15 protein-coding genes are annotated in these 21,510 nt (G+C 70.1%); 9 read left to right on the top strand and 6 right to left on the bottom strand.

Going from position 1 to position 21,510, the window contains the following annotated elements; translation table 11 throughout:
• Positions 1-346: 346 nt before the first annotated feature.
• The 8 genes from STRNI_RS05085 to STRNI_RS05050 all read left to right on the top strand — a co-directional run bounded on the left by STRNI_RS05085 (position 347) and on the right by STRNI_RS05050 (position 12,375).
• Positions 347-3,268: a helix-turn-helix transcriptional regulator gene (locus tag STRNI_RS05085; protein ID WP_277410638.1), complete on the top strand. Its 2,922-nt coding sequence runs from the start codon at positions 347-349 to the stop codon at positions 3,266-3,268.
• Between the two features lie 125 nt (positions 3,269-3,393).
• The gene (locus STRNI_RS05080; protein ID WP_274739619.1) at positions 3,394-3,846 is read left to right on the top strand and encodes an SRPBCC domain-containing protein; all 453 of its coding nucleotides are present in this window, start codon (positions 3,394-3,396) and stop codon (positions 3,844-3,846) included.
• Between the two features lie 175 nt (positions 3,847-4,021).
• On the top strand, positions 4,022-4,552 hold the full coding sequence (locus tag STRNI_RS05075) for a DinB family protein (RefSeq protein WP_018088717.1): 531 nt from the start codon (positions 4,022-4,024) through the stop codon (positions 4,550-4,552).
• A 123-nt stretch (positions 4,553-4,675) separates the two neighbouring features.
• On the top strand, positions 4,676-5,233 hold the full coding sequence (locus STRNI_RS05070; protein WP_018088718.1) for a PadR family transcriptional regulator: 558 nt from the start codon (positions 4,676-4,678) through the stop codon (positions 5,231-5,233).
• Positions 5,234-5,339: 106 nt separating this feature from the next.
• Positions 5,340-7,061, top strand: coding sequence for an acyl-CoA dehydrogenase family protein (locus tag STRNI_RS05065; protein ID WP_018088719.1), 1,722 nt, complete (start codon positions 5,340-5,342; stop codon positions 7,059-7,061).
• 444 nt (positions 7,062-7,505) lie between these two features.
• On the top strand, positions 7,506-10,211 hold the full coding sequence (locus STRNI_RS05060) for a caspase, EACC1-associated type (protein ID WP_277410637.1): 2,706 nt from the start codon (positions 7,506-7,508) through the stop codon (positions 10,209-10,211).
• 212 nt (positions 10,212-10,423) lie between these two features.
• Positions 10,424-11,065 carry a hypothetical protein gene (locus tag STRNI_RS05055; RefSeq protein WP_093639324.1) on the top strand — a complete coding sequence of 214 codons (642 nt, stop codon included), beginning with the start codon at positions 10,424-10,426 and terminating at the stop codon, positions 11,063-11,065.
• Positions 11,062-12,375 carry a sensor histidine kinase gene (locus STRNI_RS05050; RefSeq protein ID WP_277410636.1) on the top strand — a complete coding sequence of 438 codons (1,314 nt, stop codon included), beginning with the start codon at positions 11,062-11,064 and terminating at the stop codon, positions 12,373-12,375. The genes STRNI_RS05055 and STRNI_RS05050 overlap by 4 nt, the downstream gene beginning before the upstream one ends.
• 68 nt (positions 12,376-12,443) lie before the next feature.
• Here the strand turns inward: STRNI_RS05050 and STRNI_RS05045 are convergent, their stop codons facing one another.
• Entirely contained in the window at positions 12,444-12,578 is a 135-nt protein-coding gene (locus STRNI_RS05045) for a hypothetical protein (protein ID WP_381281997.1), read from the bottom strand.
• A 39-nt stretch (positions 12,579-12,617) separates the two neighbouring features.
• Between STRNI_RS05045 and STRNI_RS05040 the strand changes: the two genes are divergently transcribed.
• Positions 12,618-12,773 (top strand): hypothetical protein, encoded by a 156-nt coding sequence (locus STRNI_RS05040; RefSeq protein ID WP_277410635.1) that lies wholly within the window; start codon positions 12,618-12,620, stop codon positions 12,771-12,773.
• 110 nt (positions 12,774-12,883) lie between these two features.
• Here the strand turns inward: STRNI_RS05040 and STRNI_RS05035 are convergent, their stop codons facing one another.
• The 5 genes from STRNI_RS05035 to STRNI_RS05015 all read right to left on the bottom strand — a co-directional run bounded on the left by STRNI_RS05035 (position 12,884) and on the right by STRNI_RS05015 (position 21,212).
• Positions 12,884-13,900 (bottom strand): DUF5954 family protein, encoded by a 1,017-nt coding sequence (locus STRNI_RS05035; protein ID WP_159484613.1) that lies wholly within the window; start codon positions 13,898-13,900, stop codon positions 12,884-12,886.
• Positions 13,901-14,062: 162 nt separating this feature from the next.
• Entirely contained in the window at positions 14,063-15,724 is a 1,662-nt protein-coding gene (locus STRNI_RS05030) for a flavin monoamine oxidase family protein (protein ID WP_277410634.1), read from the bottom strand.
• Complete coding sequence (locus STRNI_RS05025; RefSeq protein ID WP_148590221.1) at positions 15,721-17,607, bottom strand: alpha-keto acid decarboxylase family protein; 1,887 nt, start codon at positions 17,605-17,607, stop codon at positions 15,721-15,723. The genes STRNI_RS05030 and STRNI_RS05025 overlap by 4 nt, the downstream gene beginning before the upstream one ends.
• Positions 17,604-19,733, bottom strand: a complete 2,130-nt coding sequence (locus STRNI_RS05020; RefSeq protein WP_274739631.1) for a flavin monoamine oxidase family protein — start codon at positions 19,731-19,733, stop codon at positions 17,604-17,606. Before STRNI_RS05020 ends, STRNI_RS05025 begins: the two co-directional genes overlap by 4 nt.
• A gap of 6 nt (positions 19,734-19,739) precedes the next feature.
• Entirely contained in the window at positions 19,740-21,212 is a 1,473-nt protein-coding gene (locus STRNI_RS05015; RefSeq protein WP_274739632.1) for a Dyp-type peroxidase, read from the bottom strand.
• Positions 21,213-21,510 lie beyond the last annotated feature (298 nt).

Here is a 21,510-nt window from a genome sequence, read left to right as displayed (position 1 = left end):
TTGGTCCCCGGTGGGTACATGTGCTCTTCCTCTCCTGGCCATTCCGCTCCTGACCGGCGGAAACGGAGGTGGTTCCGCAGGACGGGCGGGCCGCCCGGGACCCGCCCGGACCGTGCCCACCGAGCCGCCTCCGAGACGGCGATCCAGTTAACTCCCCGCAAGGTTGCGCCATGGTTGCATGCGGCAACGGGACGCGAGGGCAAGCGCCGGTCCGCGCGCCGGTCGCGCGGCGGCGGCCCGCGCGGCGCGGGCCGGGGGCGCACATCTGGGCGGGCGGCCCAGGCAACCGCGGTGGTCATCGGGACGTCTCGAAAGCCAGACGAGAACGATGAGAGTTGAGCAACTGGTGACGTTCGCACATTCCCGCGATGCGTGCGGTGACGACTGGCCGTTGGTGGGGCGCGAACGCGAACTCGCTGCCATGGACGCCGTGGCTGCCGACGTCTTGTCCGGCGGTCCTCGCGTCGTCCAGCTCGAAGGGTCGGCCGGAATCGGCAAATCAGCCTTGCTGAGCACCTGGTGGGACCGGAACGAGCAGTTCCGGGTGCTGCGGGCCCGCTGCCACCCCTTGGAGCGCGAATTCGCCTTCGGCGCCGTCCGGCAGCTGTTCAAGCCGCTGCTGGCGGCCGTCTCCGACACCGACCGGGCACGCCTTCTGGAAGGGTCCGCGGCGGCCACGCTGCGGGCACTGGACGATGCCGCGGTCCCGGATCCGCCGCCGGAGGCCGCCAATGTGACGGCAGCGACGCTGCGGGAACTGGACGCACTGGTCTCCCGGCTGTCCCGCCGGCAGCCCCTGCTGCTGGCGGTGGACGCCCTGCAGTGGATCGATCAGCCGTCGCTGCGCTGGCTGGTCCACTTCGTCGGACGGGCGGACAGTGACAGTCTCCCGGTGCTGATCGCCGTGACCACCCGTAGTGCCGAGGGCCGGAGGCTCGATCCGCTGTGCGCCGAGCTGGTCCGGCCCGCGAACTGCCACACCCTCGTCGTGGAGCCGCTCGACGTGGACGGTGTGGGACAGCTGGTGCGGACGCTATGGGGCGCGGAGGAGCCCGACGAGGCCTTCTGCGCCGCCTGCCACGCCGCCACCGGCGGGCATCCGCTGTTCGTCCGTGCCCTGCTCCACCAGGCACAGCGCAGCGGGGTGAAGCCGACGACGGAATTCCGGGACCGGATCCCCACCGTCACCCTGTCCACGCTCGGCGGGGAGATCTCGCACCGGCTCTGCCAGGCGTCCGACGAGGTCGTGGCGCTGGCACGGGCGCTGGCCTTCCTGGGCGACCGCAAGCCACCGGAGCTGCTCGCCGCGTACTGCGGAACCGGGCGGGCCGTGGTGCAGTCCGCGGCTGAGGAACTGCGGTCGCTCGGCCTGCTGCGGGCGGACGGCAACCCCCGCTTCACCCACCCCGTCGTCCGCGACACCGTGCTGGCCACGCTGTCGCCCGAGGAACTCGGCGTCGGCCACGCGCGGGCGGCCCAGGTGTCCTGTCTGAGCGGACGCCCCGACGAGGAGGTCGCGGCCCATCTGCTGGCGGCCGGCCCCGTCCACGGCTCCTGGGTCCTGCCGGCCCTGCGCCGGGCGGCCACGGAGGCCCTGCGCCGCGGCGCGCCGGAGACCGCGGTGACCTATCTGCGCTCCGCGTTGCACCAGCCGCTGGACGAGTCCGAGCGCGCCCGGGTGCTCCTGGAACTGGGCACCGCGGCCAGCCATTACGATGCCGCGCTGGCCATCTCCTGCGTCACCGGCGCGCTCGAAGGGCTGACCGACGAGGCGGCCCGCAGTGACGCCCTGGGTGTGCTGGCCTACTCCCTGCTCCTCTCCCGGGGGTCCCGTACGGACCTGTCGAGCGTGGACCGGAAGATCGCGGCATTAAGCGAACGGCCCACGCCGGGCACCGGGGCCGCCGACCGCGAACTGGCGCTGCGGATGAGTGCCCTGCGCTCCTGGATGGAGTTCGAGCGGCCGTCCGTCACCGGCCCGGCTCCGGCACCGTCCCCTGGCGCCGACGACGACCTGGCCGACCGCACCGCGGGGGAGCGCCAACTGCTCGCCATCCGCGCCTTCCACGCCCTGCGGGCGGCCCTGCCCGCCCCGTACGTCGCCGCTCTGATCGAGCGTGCGTCCGTCAACCTGCCGGCGTTCTCCCACGACCTGTTCCCGCTGCACTACTTCGTCGCCCAGACGCTGCTGTACCTCGACGAACTCGATACGGCCGACCGGCTCAACCGCCATCTGACCCGGGAGATCTCGGGCCGGGGCATGGAACTGCTGGTCTCCTCCCTGACCGTCTACCGAGCCGTGCTGGCGCTGCGCCGCGGAAACATCGCCGAGGCCCTCGGCGCGGCTCAGGACGCCGCGGACCATGCCTCCCCGACCGGGAGGCTGCCGTACGCCCTGACCGTGGACACCATCAGGATCGACGCGCTGCTCGCCCAGGGCCGGGTCGAGGCCGCCGAGCGTATTGCGGCCACTCATGCCGTGGCCGGGCAGACGGAAGTGGCATGGGAACGGCCCCGGTTCCTCATGAGCCTGGCCGCACTGCGGATCGCCCAGGGCGAGCTGCGGACGGGGCTGTCCCTGCTCCGCGAGTCCGGTCACCACTGCGAGGCCCTGGGGACGGTCAGCCCGGCGATGTCCCCGTGGCGCTCCCGCGCGGTCGCCGTCCATCTCGCCCTGGGGGACCCCGGGGCGGCCCGTGCGCTGGCCGAACAGGAGCTGGACCTCGCCCGGCGCTGCCGGATCCCACGGGCCCTCGGGGTGGCACTGCGGGCGGCGGGGACCGTGACGGACGGCCTCCGGGGACTCGACATGCTGGCCGAGGCCGTGACCGTCCTCAGAACCACCCCCGCACGCCTCGAACTCGCCCGCGCCTGCCATGACTTCGGCCTCGCCCTGCTGCGCCGGGACGACAAGCGCGGCGCCCGCGGGGCCCTGCGCGACGGCCTGGACCTCGCTGTCGGGTGTGGCGCCACGGCGCTCGCCGCACGGCTGGAGGAGCGGCTGCACCTCGCCGGCGGGCGCGTCGCCCGATCCGGGAGCCAGGGAATCCGCGGGCTGACCGCAGGGGAGGAGCGCGTCTGCACACTGGCGGCCCAGGGCTACAGCAACAAGCAGATCGCCGAACTGCTCGTCGTCTCGCTGCGGACCGTGGAAACCCACCTCACCGGCGCCTACCGCAAACTCGGGATCACCGGCCGCCCGCAGCTGGCGGCGGCGATGGCCACTACGGACAGGTGCCGCGGGGGGAGCGAACCGGCGGACTCCTGAGCGCGGTCCGGGAGGGCGGTCCAAGACTGTGGCACACCCCGTCCTCTGCACTGAGAGCCTGCAGGGCAGCGGTGTGGACACAGACCATGCCGACGGCGCGATACACGACAACAAGGAGACAGCACATGCGCGAGATCACCACCACCATCGATATCGCGGCATCTCCCCTTGAGGTGTGGGAGGCCCTGACCGATTTCCGGCACTACCCCGAGTGGAACCCTTTCATCCGTGAGGCCTCCGGCGAGGCCCGGACCGGCCAGACCCTCACCCTGCGGATGTTCCCGGCCCAGGGCCGGCCCATGACGTTCCGGCCGCGTGTGCTGATCGCCGATCCAGGAATCGAATTACGCTGGCTCGGACGTTTCCTTCTGCCGGGTGTCTTCGACGGCGAGCACCGCTTCGTGCTGAGCCAAAAAGACGGTGTCACCCGTGTCACCCAGAGCGAACAATTCTCCGGGCTGCTCATCCCGCTGCTCGGCAAGACCATTGACGCGACGACGGACAACTTCCGGCTGCTCAACGAGGCGCTCAAGGTTCGTGTCGAGGACCGGTCCACGCCCCGGACGACCGCTCCATGACCGATACGACCACGATGAACCACCGATGATCACCGTGGCTGACGAAGAGACCCTCCCCGCGCTTTGATCCTTATCGGCGCCGCAAGAATGCGCCCCGCCCCGTCCGATTTCATCGAGCAGAAAAGACGGGCCGACCCACTGGACACGTCATCCCCTCCTCCTTAAGGTCCTCACCATGGTTTACAAGATCGAACCCGCCGCAGAGCCTCCGGTGACTCTCACCAGCCCCTATGACCTTCTGACCGGCTACCTCGACTTCTACCGGGAAACGGTGCTGCGCAAGTTGGAGGGAATGTCCGACGCGGAGCTGAGGAACAGCCGGATTCCCACCGGATGGTCGCCGCTGGGATTGTTCAAGCACCTGGCCTGTGTGGAATTGCGCTGGATGCAATGGGGGTTCAAGGGGGAACACATCGAAGAACCATGGGCCGAATTCAAGAACCGTTCAGGGCCGTGGCACGTTGAACCAGGGGAAACGTTCGCGGACGTCAAGGAGTTCTTCCAGGAGCAGTGCGCGCGGTCCCGTGCCATCGTCGCCGCGGCCCGACTGGAGGACCAGGCCGCCAGTCTCGGCGGAAAGGTCCCGGCCGACGAGGACCGCCCCACCCTGATCTGGATCCTCTTTCATCTGCTCCAGGAGTACGCCCGGCACGTGGGGCACCTCGACATCGCACGTGAGCTGGCCGATGGAGCCGTCGGGGAGTAAGGACGCGTCCCGAGGCCTCACGACGCCCCCCCGCCGTCCCCGCCCTGCTCCGCCCGGGTGAGCCGTGTCTCACCCCGCCGGGGCCTCTTGTCTATGCAACGAGTTGCATAGAAGGATCGGGGTATGGCGCTCGACCACGCGATCCTCGTCTCCCTGCTGGAGAAGCCGGGCTCCGGCTATGAGCTGGCCCGGCGGTTCGAGCGGTCCATCGGATACTTCTGGACCGCCACCCATCAGCAGATCTACCGCGTCCTCAAGCGCATGGAGAGCGACGGCTGGGTCGATGTCCGCGAGGTGCCGCAGCAGGCCCGGCCGGACAAGAAGGAGTACTCCGTCGCCGCTCTCGGCCGGGCCGCGCTCTCCGCGTGGCTGCACGAGCCGATCGAACCCGAGAGCGTCCGGCACGACCTCGCCGTGAAGATCCGCGGTGCGGCCTTCGACGATCCCGCCGCGCTGATCCATGAGGTCGAGCGGCACCATCAGATCCACACCGACCGCCTCGCCCACTATCTGGCGGGGGAGCGGCGTGACTTCACCGGCCCCGAGGCCCCCGCGACGCCCGACGCGGGCCAGGAACTCCAGCACGTCGTGCTGCGCGGCGGCATCGCCTATGAGCGGATGACGCTCGCCTGGCTCGACGACGTACTCGCCACCCTCCACCGACTCCGCCCCGAGCACTGAACGGGCGCCGGGTGAGCAACTCACCTGCCACGCCCCCGCGTTCGGGCGCGCGCTTCCCGTCCACCATCCCGTAAACCGCAACCCTGAGCCGGAAAGGCGAACATCCATGGCCGACCCGCTGCTGTTCAACCCCCGCACCTACGACCCGGCGCACTTCGACCCCGAGACCCGCCGGCTGCTGCGCGCCACCGTCGACTGGTTCGAGGAGCGCGGCAAGCGCAAGCTGATCGAGGACTACCGCTCTCGCGCCTGGCTGTCGGACTTCCTTGAGTTCTCCACCAAGGAAGGGCTGTTCGCGACCTTCCTCACCCCGGCCTCCGCCGCCGACGGGAACCAGGACAAGCGCTGGGACACCGCCCGGATAGCCGCCCTCAACGAGATCTTCGGCTTCTACGGGCTCGACTACTGGTACGCCTGGCAGGTCACCATTCTCGGCCTCGGCCCGGTCTGGCAGAGCGACAACGCCGCCGTCCGCAGCCGCGCGGCCGAACTCCTCTCCCAGGGCGAGGTGTTCGCCTTCGGACTCTCCGAGAAGGCCCACGGCGCCGACATCTACTCCACCGACATGCTCCTGGAGCCCGACGGTGACGGCGGCTTCCGCGCCAGCGGATCCAAGTACTACATCGGCAACGGCAACGCCGCCGGACTCGTCTCCGTCTTCGGCCGCCGCACCGACATCGAGGGCCCCGACGGCTATGTCTTCTTCGCCGCCGACAGCCGCCACCCGGCCTACCACCTGGTGAAGAACGTCGTCGACTCCTCGAAGTACGTCAGCGAGTTCCGCCTCGAGGACTACCCGGTCACCGCCGGCGACATCCTGCACACCGGCCGCGCCGCCTTCGACGCCGCCCTCAACACCGTCAACGTCGGCAAGTTCAACCTCTGCACCGGTGCGATCGGCATCTGTGAGCACGCGATGTACGAGGCCGTCACCCATGCGCAGAACCGCATCCTCTACGGCCGCCCCGTCACCGCCTTCCCGCACGTCCGCCGTGAGCTGACCGACGCCTACGTCCGCCTCGTCGGAATGAAGCTGTTCAGCGACCGCGCCGTCGACTACTTCCGCTCCGCGGGCCCCGAGGACCGCCGTTACCTCCTCTTCAACCCGATGACGAAGATGAAGGTGACCACCGAGGGCGAGAAGGTCATCGACCTGATGTGGGACGTAATCGCCGCCAAGGGCTTCGAGAAGGACACCTACTTCGCCCAGGCCGCCACGGAGATCCGCGGCCTGCCGAAGCTGGAGGGCACGGTCCACGTCAACCTCGCCCTGATCCTCAAGTTCATGGGCAACCACCTGCTGAACCCGGCCGAGTACGCGCCCGTGCCGACCCGCCTCGACGCGGCCGACGACGCGTTCCTCTTCCAGCAGGGCCCGGCCCGCGGTCTGGGCGCCGTACGCTTCCACGACTGGCGCACCGCCTACGACGCCTTCGCCGAGGTGCCGAACGTCGCCCGCTTCCGCGAACAGGCCGACGCCCTCTGCGAGTTCGTCACCACCGCCGCCCCCGACGAGGAGCAGAGCCGGGACCTCGACCTGCTGCTCGCCATCGGCCAGCTGTTCGCGCTGGTCGTCCACGGCCAGCTGATCCTGGAGCAGGCGCAGCTGACCGGCCTCGACGCGGACGTGCTCGACGAGCTGTTCGCCGTCCTGGTCCGGGACTTCTCCGCGCACGCCGTCGAACTGCACGGCAAGGACTCCGCCACCGCGGAGCAGCAGAGCTGGGCGCTGGGCGCGGTCCGCCGCCCGGTCATCGACGACGCCCGCTCGAAGCGCGTCTGGCAGCGGGTGGAGGCCCTGTCCGGGGCGTACGAGATGGCCCCGTAGCCACGTCGCAACCCGGCCGCCCGCACTCCGGGCCGGCGGCAGGCTCAGCCACCTCCGCGCAGATCGGCTGAGCCTGCCGCGCCGCGGTGCCGCCGCGCGAGCGCCGGCCGTCCCTCCGCGCCGGCCGATCACCCCTGACTCCCCGGACATCCCCAGGCACAGATGGCTAGTATCGGTACTCCTGGTTCGCGCAGCGGGTGCAGGCCCGGGGGAGGGGTACGCAAGCGTGCAGGCCGAGATCGTCGTCGACGGGGAGATCAACGGGGAGCGCGACGGCCGGTCCTCGGCGTCCTTGTCCCGACGGCCGGCGCGGGGCACGGTTCCGGCACGGCACACCGCGGTTTCCTGCCCACCGCACGCGGTCCCCCGGATCGTGGCGGCCTCGCACCGGCCGTGGCCGACGGCGGACGGGGCCGGCGGAGAGCGAACGGATCGGCAGTCGCCGTGACGATCCTCCCTGACCCCGCGGCCTCGCAGGCCCTGCTCATCGGTGCCCATGATTACGAGAGCCTGGCGGCCTTACCTGCCGTCGAGCGCAATCTGGCCGGGCTCACCCGGGCGTTCACCGACCCGGAATTGTGGGGATTACCGCCGACGCACTGCGTCGCACTGCCCCAGCCGTCGAGCGCCCAGGACGTACTCGACACCCTCAACAGCGTCGCCCTGCGCGCCACCGACACCTTGGTCGTCTACTACGCCGGGCATGGGCTCATCGACCCGCACAGCGACGAGCTGTACCTGGCGCTGCCCGGCTCGGACCAGGAACGGTTGTACAGCGCGCTGCCCTTCGAGTGGGTGCGCCGGGCGATCCTGGATCCGCGGATCGGCGCCCGGCACAAGGTGGTGATTCTGGACTGCTGCTACAGCGGGCGGGCCCTGACGGGCGGTATGAGCGGCACCACCCAGGTGGTCGACCACGCACTGATCGACGGCACGTCCCTGATGGCGGCCTCCGCGAAGACCCGTAAGGCGCTGTCCCCGCCCGGCGAGGAATTCACCGCGTTCACCGGCGAATTGATCACCGCGCTGACCGAGGGGATCGTCGACGGCCCGTCCCTGCTGGACATGCAGACCCTGTACCGGCACCTCTACGTCACTCTGGCGGCCAAGTCCCGGCCGCTGCCCCAGCAGGGCAACCGCAACACCGGCGGGCTGATCGCCCTGGCCCGGAACCGTGCCCACCCCACCCACCGCCCGCAGCCGCCGTCCCGGCCGGCCCCGAAGCCTCGGCCGGCCCCGAAGCCCCCGGCCCCTTCCCCGGACCGCACCCCCGACACGCGCGGCAAGGAGCAACCGCAGACCACCGCACCCCGACAGCACGCGACGCCGGAAGCTGCCCGCACCGACGGGCAGCGGCACAGCGGACGTTCGGCCTCCGTCCGGACCAGGACCCTCGCGGTGGTGTCGGCGGCGCTCCTGGTCGCGGGCGTGTCCACCACCCTCGCTCTGCTGAACGGGTCCCACCGGGAATCCGACGGCAAGTCCAAGGGCGGCATCACCGAAGCCACGTACAACGCAGCTGTCGGCCATGTCCTCAAGCCAGGGGGCAAAAAGGGCGGCACGCTGAAGTTCATCAACGCCGCCGATGCCGACTCCTGGGACCCGCAGCGCGGCTACTACGGCTTCGTATGGAACTTCGCCCGCTACTACGCCCGTCAACTGGTGACCTACGACCCGGAGTCGAAGGGCGTCGAACTCACACCTGATCTGGCCACGACCAAGGCCAGGATCAGCAACGATGGCCGGACCTACACCTACACGCTGAGCAAGGGGGCCACCTGGGAGGACGGGTCGCCCGTCACCTCCAAGGACATCAAGTACGGCATCGAGCGGCTCTGGGCACCGGACGTCATCTCCGGTGGACCGTCCTACCTACAGCAGGCGCTCGACCCGGACGGAACCTACCGGGGCCCGTACAAGGACACGTCCCCCACGGGCTTGAAAGCGATCGAGACGCCCAATCCCCGGACCATCGTCTTCAAGCTGCCCCGGGCCAACGGTGACTTCGAGCAGATGCTGGCCATGGTGGCCGCCTCACCGGTGAAACGGAGCCAGGACACCAAGGCCAAATACGGCCTCAGACCGTTCTCCAGCGGGCCGTACAAGTTCCGGTCCTACAGCCCCGGCAAATCGCTGGAGCTGGTGCGCAACCCCCACTGGCAGCCGTCGTCCGACCCGATCCGTAAGGCCCTCCCGGACAAGATCAGCGTCACCATCACCAACAACCAGGGATCCGTGGACGCCGCCCTGCTCAAGGGCAGCCACGACCTGGCGCTGTCCCCCTCCAAGCTGGGCCCGCTCGGCAGAACCGCGATGCTGTCGGACAGCGACCGCAACAAGAACCTGGACACCCCGCGGTCCGGCTTCGTCCGCTACGCGGGATTTCCGCAGGCCGTCAAACCGATGGGCAACATCCACTGCCGCAGGGCGGTCATCCATGCCGCCGATCGCCGCAGTCTGCAGACCGCGCTGGGCGGCCGCGTTACAGGCGGGGACCTCGCGCCGAATCTGCTTCCGCCGGGCATCAAGGGCGCCGACCCCACGTTCGATCCGTACGGCGTGCTCAAGAACGGCGGCAAGCCGAACGTGGCCAAGGCGAGGGATGAGCTGAAGGCGTGCGGCCGGCCGGACGGCTTCTCGACCAGGATCGCGGTGCGCAACGACCGGCCGCCGGAGGTTTACGCCGCCGAAGCGCTGCAGAGCGCGCTGGCCAAGGTCGGGATCAAGGCGGAGGTCGAGCAGTTCGACGGGGCACGGTCGTCCGACATCGTCGGTGTGCCGGCCGAGGTGAAGCGGCGGGGCTACGGCATCGTCATCGCGGGCTGGGGCGCCGACTTCCCCACCGGACAGGCCTTCTGGCGCCCGCTCGTCGACAGCCGGTTGCAGCCGCCGAGCGGCAGCTACAACCTTGCCGGGGTCGACTCCCCGGCCATCGACAAGCTCCTCGCCGAGGCCATCGCCGAACCCGACCCGGACAAGGCCGGTGAGGCCTACGAGCAGATCAACCACAAGGTCGCGGACAACGCCTACTACCTGCCGTTCGTTTACGAGAAGTACGTCAGCTGGCGCAGCCCGCGGTTGACCGATGTCCACGTTTCCCCCGCCTACGGCGCTTACGACTATGCGCGGCTGGGTGTCAGCGGCACCTGACCCCGCACGCTTCGCGGATAAGCCACGTGATGCCTCTTGTCCGGGCATTGCGGATATCCCGGGCTGCGCGGTGGAGCGCGGCGAGCATTATGATCCGGACAGGCTCAGCCCGCACCACGACTGGAAGAGATGTGCTTCTTCTCCGTTCCTTGCCTTCCCCGTATCCCCCGGGGCCGGTACGGATGATGTCGTTGGCGCTTGCGGTAGCGGGCATGGTGGCACTGTTGGGCGGCTGTGCGGGGAGCGGGGAGCCGCTGAGCGCCGGCCGTACCTCGGCCGCCTCCGCCCCGGTGCGGCTGTGGCCGGATCGCAAGCCCGCGCCGCAACCCGAGCCGGGGACGGGCGAGAACCTGCCCGCCGCCGTTCCCGGGGTGCCCCGGGTGCCGTCCGGGGACATCCGCAAGGCGCCGCTGCTCACCGTCGTCAAGGCGCAGGTGGCCGCGGGGTCCGCCCTCGGCGGCGGGCCGCAGTTCGACTCCGCCACCACGAGAAAGATCGATGCCTGCGCCGACGAACCGGCGCGCTGTCCGGTACGGAAACCGCAGTACCAGGACCTGACCGGCGACGGGAAGGCCGAATTGATCGTCGGCATCGAGGCGCCGGACGCATCCCTGGCGCTGTGGGTCTTCAAGCTCCACCACGGGGTGGTGACCCGGATCATGGACGCCGGTGCGACGCCGCTGTCGGTCGAGATCGCGAACGGCGATCTGATCCTGCGGGAGCCCACCGGCACACCCGGCTACGCCACCCGCACGGTGTACGCGTGGGACGCCCGGACGCGGACCATGGCACTGCGGGCCATGGAGTTCGACCAGGCGGACCCGGCCACCCCCACCCCGAAGCGGACGCCATGAGCGCCGGCCGGACTCGTGCGCGGCTGCGCCTGCCCGCCTGGACGGCGACGCTCTACTGGAAGTTCGCCGTCTTCGTCATCGTCATGTGCTGCGTCCTCGCCACGGTGGTCGGCGTCCTGGTGCACGTCCTGGTCGGCCGGCAGACCGAGGACCAGGCCCGCGGTGCGGCTCTGGCCGAACTGGACACCGTCGCGGCGGCGTATGTCGCCGGGGAGCCCCTCGGCCGCAACGCCGCGGTGAATCCCGCCGACCTCCCCGCCTCGCTCCGCGCCATGGCACGGCGGGGTGAGCGCGGCACCCAGCTCGCCGACCACCGTGGCCGCCCGGCGATGTGGGCCGTCACCCCCGCCGACGGCAAGGCGCTCGCCGTCCATCTCGACTACAGCCAGCGGGCCGCCGCGCTCCGCGGGCTGGACCGGTCCATCATCGGCTCCTCGGCGTTCGCGATCTGCCTCACCCTCCTCGTCGGGCTGTTCGCCGTCTCCCGCATCACCCGTCGGCTGCACCACACGGCCCAGGTGGCCCGCAGGATCAGCACCGGCGATCTCGACGCCCGGGTGGACGATCCCCGGGTCTCGCGTCCCGACCACGCCCAGGACGAGGCCGCCGCGGTGGCCGCCGCACTCGATGCGATGGCCGCCGCGCTCCAGGCCAAGCTGCACAGCGAGCAGCGCTTCACCGCCGATGTGGCGCATGAGCTGCGCACCCCGCTGACCGGACTGCGGGTGGCGGCCGAACTGCTGCCGTCCGGCCGTCCGACGGAGATGGTGCAGGACCGTATCCGGACCATGAGCCGGCTGACCGAGGACCTGCTGGAGATCTCCCGTCTTGACGCGGAGGTGGAGCAGGCCGACATCGACGTGCATCAGCTGGGGCCGCTGGCCGAGCGGGCGGTGCTGGCCACCGGGCTGGCGGCCGAGGTGCGTATCGAGCGGGACGCCCGGGTGGAGACCGACCAGCGCAGGCTCCAGCGGGTGCTGGGGAACCTCGTCTCCAACGCCCACAAGCACGGCCGCCCGCCGGTGGTCCTGACCGTCGACGGTCTGACCCTCACGGTCCGGGACCACGGGGACGGCTACCCCGCCCGGCTCCTCGACCACGGCCCCCAGCGCTTCAGCAGCCACTCCGGAAGCGGCAAGAAGACCGGCCACGGCCTCGGGCTGACCATCGCCGTGGGCCAGGCCCGGGTCCTCGGCGCCACCCTGCGCTTCTCGAACGCCCCGGACGGCGGAGCCGTCGCCGAACTCTCCCTCCCCGCACCGGCCCCGGAACGCCGGCCTCAGCAGCCGGCGGGGGAGGGCGACTCCTGACCCGGTGCGCCGACGACCGGAGTGGGCCCGGGCCGCCACCACGAGCTGCCTGATCCGAACGAGAGGCCCTAGTTGGCCCACGGCGGCGCCAGGCTGCTGCCGTCCGCCAGCTCGGCGGTCAGGCCGGTACGGGTGGTGACCCACATCCGTGCCGGCTCGTCGGCGGGATTGGCCACGGCGAGGGCGGCGCCGGCGGGGGCCACCGCCGCATCGCCGGGGCGAGTTCGGCGATCTCGCCGTCGATGGGGAAGCGCGTCCGGCCGACGCGGGCCGCCGACAAGGCGGCCCGCACAGCCGTCGCCCCGTGGCAGGCGACGCTCGGCGCGGAGCGCTTCGGCGTCCTCGCCGCCGACTTGGCCCGGATCGCGCCGAACGGCCCGATCCGGCCCTCCTGGTGAGCCGGTGCCCCTGCCCTGCCACCTCTCCCGGTGTTTCTCCCGGGGCAGGCTGACGGCGACCCGCGGAGGGCCGCCCGCCGTGCGCAGTCGCTCGTCCCTCCCGGCGCTGTTCAGTCGTCGTAGCGGATGGTGCCGTCCTCGTCCATCGTCGGGTGGATCTTCGTCGGGCCCTCGTCATCCAGGTCCGAGGGGCGAGGCGGTTCCGGGCCGTCGGGGCCTGACCTGAGCATCCGCTCGATGCGGCAGATCCGGTACAGGGTGTCGCCGACGCGCGCTTCGTCCGCGCGGCCGGCGGCCTTGAATGTCTCGGCGGCCCGCGCGTGGCGGGTGCGTTCACGGTCGCTGAACTCGTGGAGCAGGGGCCAGAATTCGGCCATCCCGTCGAACAGCAGCCGCCGCGCGTCATGGGGCGTCGGCATGAGGGCGCCGTGCGGCCGCCACCCGCGGCCGCGGCGTTCCACCACCCCGAAGCCGACGGGAAGCAGCACGATGTCCGGATGCGAGGTGAGCGCCCGCTCGGAGTCCCGGCGCACCTCAGCGGGGAACCTGGAGCCGGAGTAGGAGAACCCCTGGAGTGCCAGCTTCATGGCGCCCGCCATGACGCCGTCCTCCTTGCCGGGGGTGAGGGCGAAGCCCAGGTCCGGTGAGGGTGTCTCCTGCCGGCCTTCCCAAGAACGGTCGGCCGGTTCCGGGTCGGTCGGCCGCGGCGGCTCCAGACCGCGCTCGCCGCTGCGGGCGAACTCGTCCCCGCGCACCACCCGGTAGCGCACGCCGAGGACCGTCATCTCATCGACCGGCTCGCGTTCGAGCACCGCCACGGCAGCCAGCAGTTCGCGCCGGACGGCGGGGTCGTCGGTGTCGTCCTTGGCCTTGAACCACAGCAGTGAGTTCAAGCTGTCCCTGGCCTCTTGGGGCATGCCACTGGTTGCGGGCCTCAACAGCCGCCACTCCGCGCCGGTTTCGGGATCCTGCGCGGCGAGCCCGAAGACCGGGCCGCGCAGCGCGAGATGAGGATAGCGGTAGGAGGCGTCCACGGCATCGGCCTCGGTCACCCATTCCGTCGGATCGTCGCGGCGTACCAAGCCCTCGTGGAGCCGGTCGATCTGTCGCTTCCAGTCGTCAGCCATGCGCACATTGTTGGGTCTGGGCGGCGGGACCCGGCCCGAAGGCGGTAAGTGATCAGACCGTGGTGCGTTGAGGGTCCAAAACTGACGGACGTTGCGCATCGAGAGGTCTCCGCAGGGAGCCCGCCCCTCAGTCCCTCGGGACCGTCAGAGCCTTGCGCATGCTCAGAACAGACCCTGCGTCAGTGCGACCGAGTCGGGTACGGCGACCTCCTCCGGTGCGCTCAGGGGCATGATGCCCAGGATCTGCTGGATGACGTAGTGGGCCGACATCATCGCGCCCTCCTGCCAGCCGGGCAGCGGCGAGATCTGGTCGCCGGTGACGAAGAACGCGTCGGTGCCCTCGGGCTGGAGGAGTTGCTTGTAGGCCTTCTTGTGGCTTTCCACCTGCGGTTTCCACGCAGCCCATCCACCCAGCTGGTAGGGCACCTTGTGCCAGGCGATGGAGACGCCCTTCTCGTCGGGGACGAGCTTTCTGTCCTTGAATTCCGGATGCAGCTGGATGGCGCCTTCGCGCGCCAGCCGCAGACGCTTCTCCGGGGTGAGCTTCCCGAGGGTGTCGGCCGCGCCATCGAAGTTGTAGGCGCCGGTCAGGGTCCCCTTGTCGGAGAAGTAGTCGTTGGACGGATACCACATCTGGGTGATGTTGTGACCGGTCCAGCTGATGCCTCCGTAGATCCCCTCGGTGTCGTCCCAGGCGCCGAGGTCGCCCTCCCAGAAGCGGCGGTTCGCCTGCCAGCCGACCTTGCAGGTCTTCTCGAATTCCACGAGGCGGATCGCCTGCTCGAAGGGGTCCGAGAAGCGGGTCAGCTTGACCTTGCGGAGCACCGGGGCCGGGATGTTGCTGACGCAGTAACGGGCGTCGTCATGGAACTCGTCATCGCCCTTGCGGTACCTGACGGTGACCCCGAGGCCGCGCGGATCGATCTCGATCTCCCGGACCTCGGCGCCCAGCACGAACGTCGCGCCGGCCCGTTTGGCCTCCCGTGCCAGTGCCTTGACGATGTGGTCCATGCCGCCGACCGGCTGGAACATCGTGGCCTGCCACAGATAGTCGACCGGCTGGTAGAAACGGGCCTTCCAGAAGCCGGAGTTCACCAGCTCCTCGAAGGACAGCGGCGGGGCCGATACCGGCCACTCCTCGATCTCGGGCCGGTCCAGATAACCCGAGCGGGTGGAGCCACGGTACTTGCCGTTCGCGTCGAGCGCGCCGAACACCCGCAGCAGATGGCGCAGTTCACCGGTGAAGGCGTCCCTGCTGACCAGTGTCTCGGCGAGCTTGGCCGCGAGGTGGCCGCGGGTGTCGTTCGCCACCCGCCGGTTGGGCCAGGTCACCTCGGCGTGCGGCGGGCGGACCCGGTTCGCCGTGGTCTCCATGATGTACGGCTCCAGGGCCACACCGAAGTCACGGCAGTACGTGAGCACCCGGCGGTGGTGGTACGGGATACGGCCGGGCCCGAGGTTGAGGTACAGGCCGTCGTCGAAGGCGCAGGTGTGCGTCGGGGTGACGACACCGTGCTCATCGAGCTCGTAGAGCTTGTCCCCCTTGCGCGCGGTGCGGTTGCGCCCGCCGACGCGTTCCTGCGCTTCCAGGACGGTGACCCGGTAGCCGAGCATGCTCAGTTCGTACGCGGCCGTCAGACCCGCGACACCGGCGCCCAGGATCAGCACCTTCCTGCCCTCACCCGGGCTTCCGACGGGCCGTACGGCGCCGGTCCAGCCGGTGGCCTCCGGCCCGGACAGACCGCTCATGGCGTGCCGGAGCGCCTCCGCGGAGTCGTCGAGGGTGGCGCTTGCCGCGGACCGCTGTTCGTTCGGGCTGGTCATCCCACTTTCCCTTCCGACGGTGCGCCGCCGGACGGCGGACAGTTCTCGGCGACCTTGTACTTGAGTGCCTCGGGATAGTCGTGCCGGTCCAGCTGCACCCGCACCACGACCGGGCCCTGATTGACCGCGTCACTGGGCTCGGCGATCCGCTTCAGCAGATCGGTGAGTTCGTCGTGCCGGCGGACCGCGAAGCCGTGCATCGGGTGCTTGGCGGAGCCGAAGACGTCCGCGAGCTTCTCGTACCGCCAGGGGTGCAGCTCGTTGTAGAAGTCGGCGCCGTCGGAGCGGGGTGTGCCGTCCTGGTAGTAGCAGGGGTGGACGAGCATCTGCTCGATGCCGTAGAACGCCTCGTTGTCCAGGACGAACACCACCGGGCGCAGACCGTGCCGCACATGGGTGGACATCTCCTGGCAGGTCTCCTGGAACGAGCCGTCGCCGACGAAGACCATCGGGCGCTTTCCCGCATGGCTCCGGCCGAGCGCCACCCCGGTGGCCGCGCCGACCGAGTAGCCGATGGACAGCCAGCTGTTCTGCGCCACGTACGAGGCGCGCTCGGCCATCCGCAGATTCATCGAGCCGATCAGCGCGAACGCGGCGTCGCACACCACGGTGAACGGGTTGCTGCGCGCGCCCGGCGGCTCGCTGGTCTGCTCTTCGAGGAAGGCGTTGATGTGCCGGAAGAAGCTGTCGTACGTCACGGTCTCCGGGTACGGTCCGCCGGTCTGGGAGGCCAGATGGGCGGCGGTGCTGTCGGCGACCTGGAGGCCGTCCTCGTGCGCGCGGGCGAAGTAGTCCGCGGCGAAGGCGCCGTCCCCGAACTCGGCCACCAGGCGCTCCCGCAGCGCGGGGAGGAACCGGGCGAGCTGCACATCGGGGAAGTACGAGGCGCCGACATGCACCCCGTCGTGGGCGGCGACCGCCCAGTCGTCACCGATCGACCGCTCGCCGCCCAGGTTCTTCGAGGTCGCCCACGAGCCCAGCCCGATGCGGCAGCCCGCGTTGTTGAAGACCTCGGCGACCTCCGGATGGCTGGCCTTGCCGTTGTAGACACCGGAGAAGCCCGGGGTGTACTCGGACACCACGGACTTGGCGCCGATGGTGGTGCAGAACGGGATACGGGTCTCCCGCACCAGCTTCTCGAACTCGTCGGACAGCCGGAAGCGGTCGATCTCCTCGCCGGCCCACAGGATCGGATTGCCGTAGCGCCGGACCAGTTCCACACACGCCGTGACCGCGCGGTCGAGCATGCGCTCGTTCTTCACGGTGACGGGCCGCTCACGCCGCGTCAGCCGGCCCTGCGGTGCGGGGCACTGCGCCCCCCAGAGGTCATCCATGACCTCCAGATAGACCGGCCGGCGGTGGGAGAGGCACGCGGTGATCGCGCTGTCGATCTGGGTGGGGGCCAGACCGGGGTTGGAGAGGGCCTGGGCGTCCACGGTCACCTGGCGGTAGACCTCCAGGTTGCTCTCCGGCCGCTGCGACATGTGCGAGGTGAGCAGGCCGATCGCCTGCTGGTTGAGCCACTGCTCGTACGACGGAGCGGCGTTGATCGCGATCAGCGGTACATACTCGGCGAAGGCGCCGCCGATCGCGTTGAGCAGGTTGAACGCGCCCACGCTGTAGGTGACCGCGACCGCGCCGATGCCCTGCTCGCCGAGCGCGATCTCCGCGTCGGCGGACGTCACCCGGGCATAGCCGTCCGCGGCCTGGCCCGCGCCGCCCTCGGTGGGGGTGCCCACCCAGCGCACCTTGGTCTTCTCGTGCAGGGTCGACAGGAACGGGCCCAGGTGGTCGCCCGGAACGCCGAACAGATGGGTGATGCCGAGCTGTTCCAGCCTGCGGGCCAGATACTCGGCCACGGTGCACGTCGAGGAGGTGGTCATGACGTCAGCACCCCCTCGCGCGGCCGGTCCGACGATCCGGTGACGGACCGGCGCTCGCGGGGGGCCGCGGCCCGGCCGCCGAAGGCGCTCTCGTCCGCCGCGGGAGCCTCGTTGACGGCGATGGCGGCGCGTACGGCCGTCTCCACCGCGCCCTCGATCCAGGCGTGCTTGAGCGACACATGCTCACCGGCGAAGTGCACCGGCCCCTCGGGCCGCACCACATCGAGGTGGAAGCTGGTCATCTGATGCGGGGTGTAGACGGCGGCCTCACCGCAGGCGTACGGGTCGCGCAGCCAGCTCTGGGTCTGGCCGGCCCCGGTGTAGAAGACCTCGATCCGGCGGCCGTGCACCGACTGGAGGTTGAGCAGGGCGTAGCTGTAGCGCTCGGCCTCCTCGAAGGAGTCCCAGCGCGCGGCGTCGTCCGACCAGGAGTAGCCCGCCAGCACCACGCCGCCCTGACTGCCGGGGACGGGGTGCGAGGGGTAGTACATGAAACGGTTGGGGTTGTCGGTGGTGGAACCGCCGCCAAAGGCATGGGTGGCCGGCCGTACGCCGCCGCTCAGCGGGGAGTTGCGGTAGTACTCCACCTGCTGCGGGCTGATGCGCTTCTCGTCCACGCTCGGATGGGCGCCGAGCAGCCCCGTGGGCAGATCCCGCAGACTCTGCGGAACGGCCAGCGCGGCCTCGGCGTCGTCCTCGCCCCGCTGCTGGTAGTAGTCGTACAGACCCGGTGCGACGGCGTCGAGCTCCCGCTTCCAGTCCTCCTCGGTGAACTCCCACCAGCGGCGCGAGAACTCCAGGAGCACCTTGGTCGCCTGGTCGTAGTGCGTCTCGATGACGGCCCGGCGCTTCTTGTACGAGAACGGCGGGGTCACCGCGGTGAACCGCAGGCTGGAGAACGGGATGGTGACGATCGCCAGGTCCCCGGTCCAGGTCTCGACCTCTCCGGACGGATCGCCCTCGGGCACGGTCTGGATGGCGACGGCGGGGCCGCCCGGTCCGGCGAGTCCGCCGTGATGGCCGTCGCGGCCCGGGTCGTAGTACTCCAGCCGGACCATCCGCTGGCCCATCACGATCTGGTCCCGCAGATCCTTGGCGAGCGCCTCCGGGAGCTTCCGGCTGCCGCCCTCGATCTCCCAGTAGGTGGCGGTGGGGTCGATGTCGCTGCGGCCCAGGAAGCTGTGGAAGAAGGCGAGGTGCAGCCGCGAGGTCATGTTCTCGATCGTGCCGACCGCCTCGATGGCCTCATCGCTGAACCCGGCGTACTCGCGCAGGAAGCGGCCCATGGAGAAGCTGTCGAAGTCGCGGACGACCCCGGCCCAGCCGTCCAGCCACTCCTTGAAGGGCTTGTTGACGCGCTTCCCGTCGCTCTGCAGCACGGAGTAGTAGTCGCGCACCGGCTCCAGTGCCTGGTTGACCATCTCGGACACGGTCAGCCGCGATTCGCAGCCGGTGAGGTGGAAGCCCTCGTTGATCTGCGACGGGTCCTTGGCGTAGTGGGCGCGGCGCACCTGGGCGCGGTTGGTGCGGATCCAGGTGTGGTTGCGCTTGTCCGGCTCCCGGAACTCGGGGCTGGGGTCGCCGTTCGTCCAGATCTTGCCGTCCTTGAACGACTTGTAGACCACCGGCGGAACGGGGGCGGTCTGGTTGCCGGTCGACGGGTCGATGTCGACGTTGAAGAACAGCCGCCGCTTCAGGCCGAGCTTGTCGATCAGCGCCAGGGTCAGCGGGTGGAAGCTGGGCAGGCGCATCGCTCCGGCCTCCGCGTACTGCGCGGGGTCGGTGAACGGCGGCGGCTCACCCTTCTTGGCGTGGAAGGTCTTGATGCGGCCGCCGACCCGGTTGGCGTTGGCCTCCAGGATCGTCACATCGTGGCCGGCACGGGTCAGCAGATCGCCGGCCACCAGTCCGGCGATGCCCGCTCCGACGATCAGGATGCGCTTGGGGGCGGCGGGGCGCTCCAGCCCCTTGTCGATCAGTACGTCGAGGTAGCGCAGCTTGAGGTCCTCGTTGGCCGGCTCGGGGCCGACCAGCAGGAGTTCGCGGGCGAGCTGCTGGTAGGTCTTCTCGCTGGCGCGCTCGGCTCCGGTGTGCTCACCGCGGTGCTCATGACGGATGTCGCTCATGGCGGCTCAGCCCTTCTCGTGCAGGGACTCGTGCGCGGCGAGCCGCCGCAGAGTGCTGATGGAGGGGGTGAAGGCGTACACCGCACCGGTGGTCTGCACGAACCGGTCCATCGAGACGGTGCCCTCCTGGCCGTCTTCCAGCACGATATGGGCGTCCGGGCTGCCGGAACCGCCCTGCCGGATGGTGCCGGTCACCTTGTCGATGCCGTTGGGCGCACCGCTCTCTCCGGGCAGGAAGTTGGGGTTGTTCGACCAGGCCCGCTGCAGGAACTCGAACTGCCGCTCCAGCGAGGTGCCGTAGCACACGAACATCAGGCCGCGGTCCGCGTCCGCGTTGCGGCCCGTGTACGCGGGCCCGTACGGAATGCCGCGGCGCATGACGCGGTGCCGCTGGGTGGGCTCGAAATGACGGGGATGCGACCTGCGGATGTGCGCCGCGCACGGGGTCTGCTTCCCCTGGCCGTCGTTCTCGTAGGTGAAGTCGTTGCGCTCCGGACCGACCCCGATCACCGGGTTCTCGCCCTGCGCGAGCGGCGTGCCGTCCTTCTTGCGGCCGACCAGACACGCGCCCAGCAGTTCGGCGGAGATACCGTGCGGCCGGAACTTGGGTGCCTCGCGCTCCACGGCGTCGTTCCAGCCGGGGACGTCCTGCCGCAGACGGCGCACCACCTGCAGAGAACCGTTGTCCAGCCACGTGGGGGCCTCGGGCGGTTCTCCGCTCTCACTCTTGTAGCCGAAGACGAACTCGCCGGGCTCGACCAGGGTGGACCCCGGGCGGTTGTCCCGGACACCGGGGTTCTCCCGGTCCTCGCGGTGGAAGTCCTTGACCCCCGGCTGGGAAATGGCGTCCTTGTACCCGAAGTGCTCGTGCCCGCGCAGATCTCCGGTCAGGGTGCGGCCGTCGTCCTGGTGGACCAGGTCCACCCCGTGCGCCGAATCCGCGGCCGCGATATTCCGGAGCTTTTCGTTGAGCGCCTCCTCCGTGTCCGCGGCGACGATCAGCACGGCGTGTACGCCTTTCCGGTCCGCGCCGAAATACCAGTGCTCCGGTGCGCTCGTACCGTCGTCACCGAGGTCCGCCGCCCGACCGTCCGCGCCTTTCACAAACGATTCGAAAGGCGTCAGGTCCTGCTTCACCTTTTCGGGTTCCCGGGCGACCTGGAGCAGGCCCTGGAACGTCAAGGAGACCCCGACCCAGGTCGTGACGAGGGCCGGGTCCTGGCCATAGGCCCGGCGGGAAAGGGAGAACTCCTCATTGAAGTCCTCGACCGTAGCGGTCACCGAGACGGTGTTCAGCATGACGGAAAGCCAGCCACGGCCGCTCGCGCCATCGGGGAAGCGCACATAGCGGAACGCCATATAGTCTTTGTTGAAACCGGCAAGGATGTTTCCCTGGATTTCCATGGATCTGCGCAGCGGCGGTTCCGGAAGCTGTTCAATTTCCGGGGCGCCGGTCGGACGCAACGAGGTAGTGGTCACTTCTCTCCTTCGGGGCGGCTGCGGGTGCTCCGGGGGCATCGGCGATTTCGCACGCAGGCGAGGCCGACTCCCGGCACGCAGGGGTGGAGGTCGATGGGGAAGGGGCGCAAGGGCACACCAAAGCCAGCCGGTGTACGGCTTGTGCCGCCAGCCCAGCACCGAACCTGCCACCTCGCAGAAGTACCGACGCCAACCGGAGCACAGGGCCACCCGTATCGGTGAGATTTGCCCCGGCGCCGCCACCGCGAATCGGAGAACCTACCCGCCTGGGCGGCGTCCTCATGCCCACAGACGCTCC

Source organism: Streptomyces nigrescens, from assembly GCF_027626975.1.
Classification (GTDB): Bacteria; Actinomycetota; Actinomycetes; order Streptomycetales; family Streptomycetaceae; genus Streptomyces; species Streptomyces nigrescens.
The sequence above is the reverse complement of the archived record's forward strand: the minus strand, read 5'-3'. Positions and strand labels throughout refer to the sequence as shown.

Coding starts and splice junctions, on each gene's coding strand:
- STRNI_RS05080 (WP_274739619.1), top strand. CDS start 3,394: ATGCGCGAGATCACCACCACCATCGATATCGCGGCATCTCCCCTTGAG.
- STRNI_RS05075 (WP_018088717.1), top strand. CDS start 4,022: ATGGTTTACAAGATCGAACCCGCCGCAGAGCCTCCGGTGACTCTCACC.
- STRNI_RS05070 (WP_018088718.1), top strand. CDS start 4,676: ATGGCGCTCGACCACGCGATCCTCGTCTCCCTGCTGGAGAAGCCGGGC.
- STRNI_RS05065 (WP_018088719.1), top strand. CDS start 5,340: ATGGCCGACCCGCTGCTGTTCAACCCCCGCACCTACGACCCGGCGCAC.
- STRNI_RS05055 (WP_093639324.1), top strand. CDS start 10,424: ATGGTGGCACTGTTGGGCGGCTGTGCGGGGAGCGGGGAGCCGCTGAGC.
- STRNI_RS05050 (WP_277410636.1), top strand. CDS start 11,062: ATGAGCGCCGGCCGGACTCGTGCGCGGCTGCGCCTGCCCGCCTGGACG.
- STRNI_RS05040 (WP_277410635.1), top strand. CDS start 12,618: ATGGGGAAGCGCGTCCGGCCGACGCGGGCCGCCGACAAGGCGGCCCGC.
- STRNI_RS05035 (WP_159484613.1), bottom strand. CDS start 13,900: ATGGCTGACGACTGGAAGCGACAGATCGACCGGCTCCACGAGGGCTTG.
- STRNI_RS05030 (WP_277410634.1), bottom strand. CDS start 15,724: ATGACCAGCCCGAACGAACAGCGGTCCGCGGCAAGCGCCACCCTCGAC.
- STRNI_RS05025 (WP_148590221.1), bottom strand. CDS start 17,607: ATGACCACCTCCTCGACGTGCACCGTGGCCGAGTATCTGGCCCGCAGG.
- STRNI_RS05020 (WP_274739631.1), bottom strand. CDS start 19,733: ATGAGCGACATCCGTCATGAGCACCGCGGTGAGCACACCGGAGCCGAG.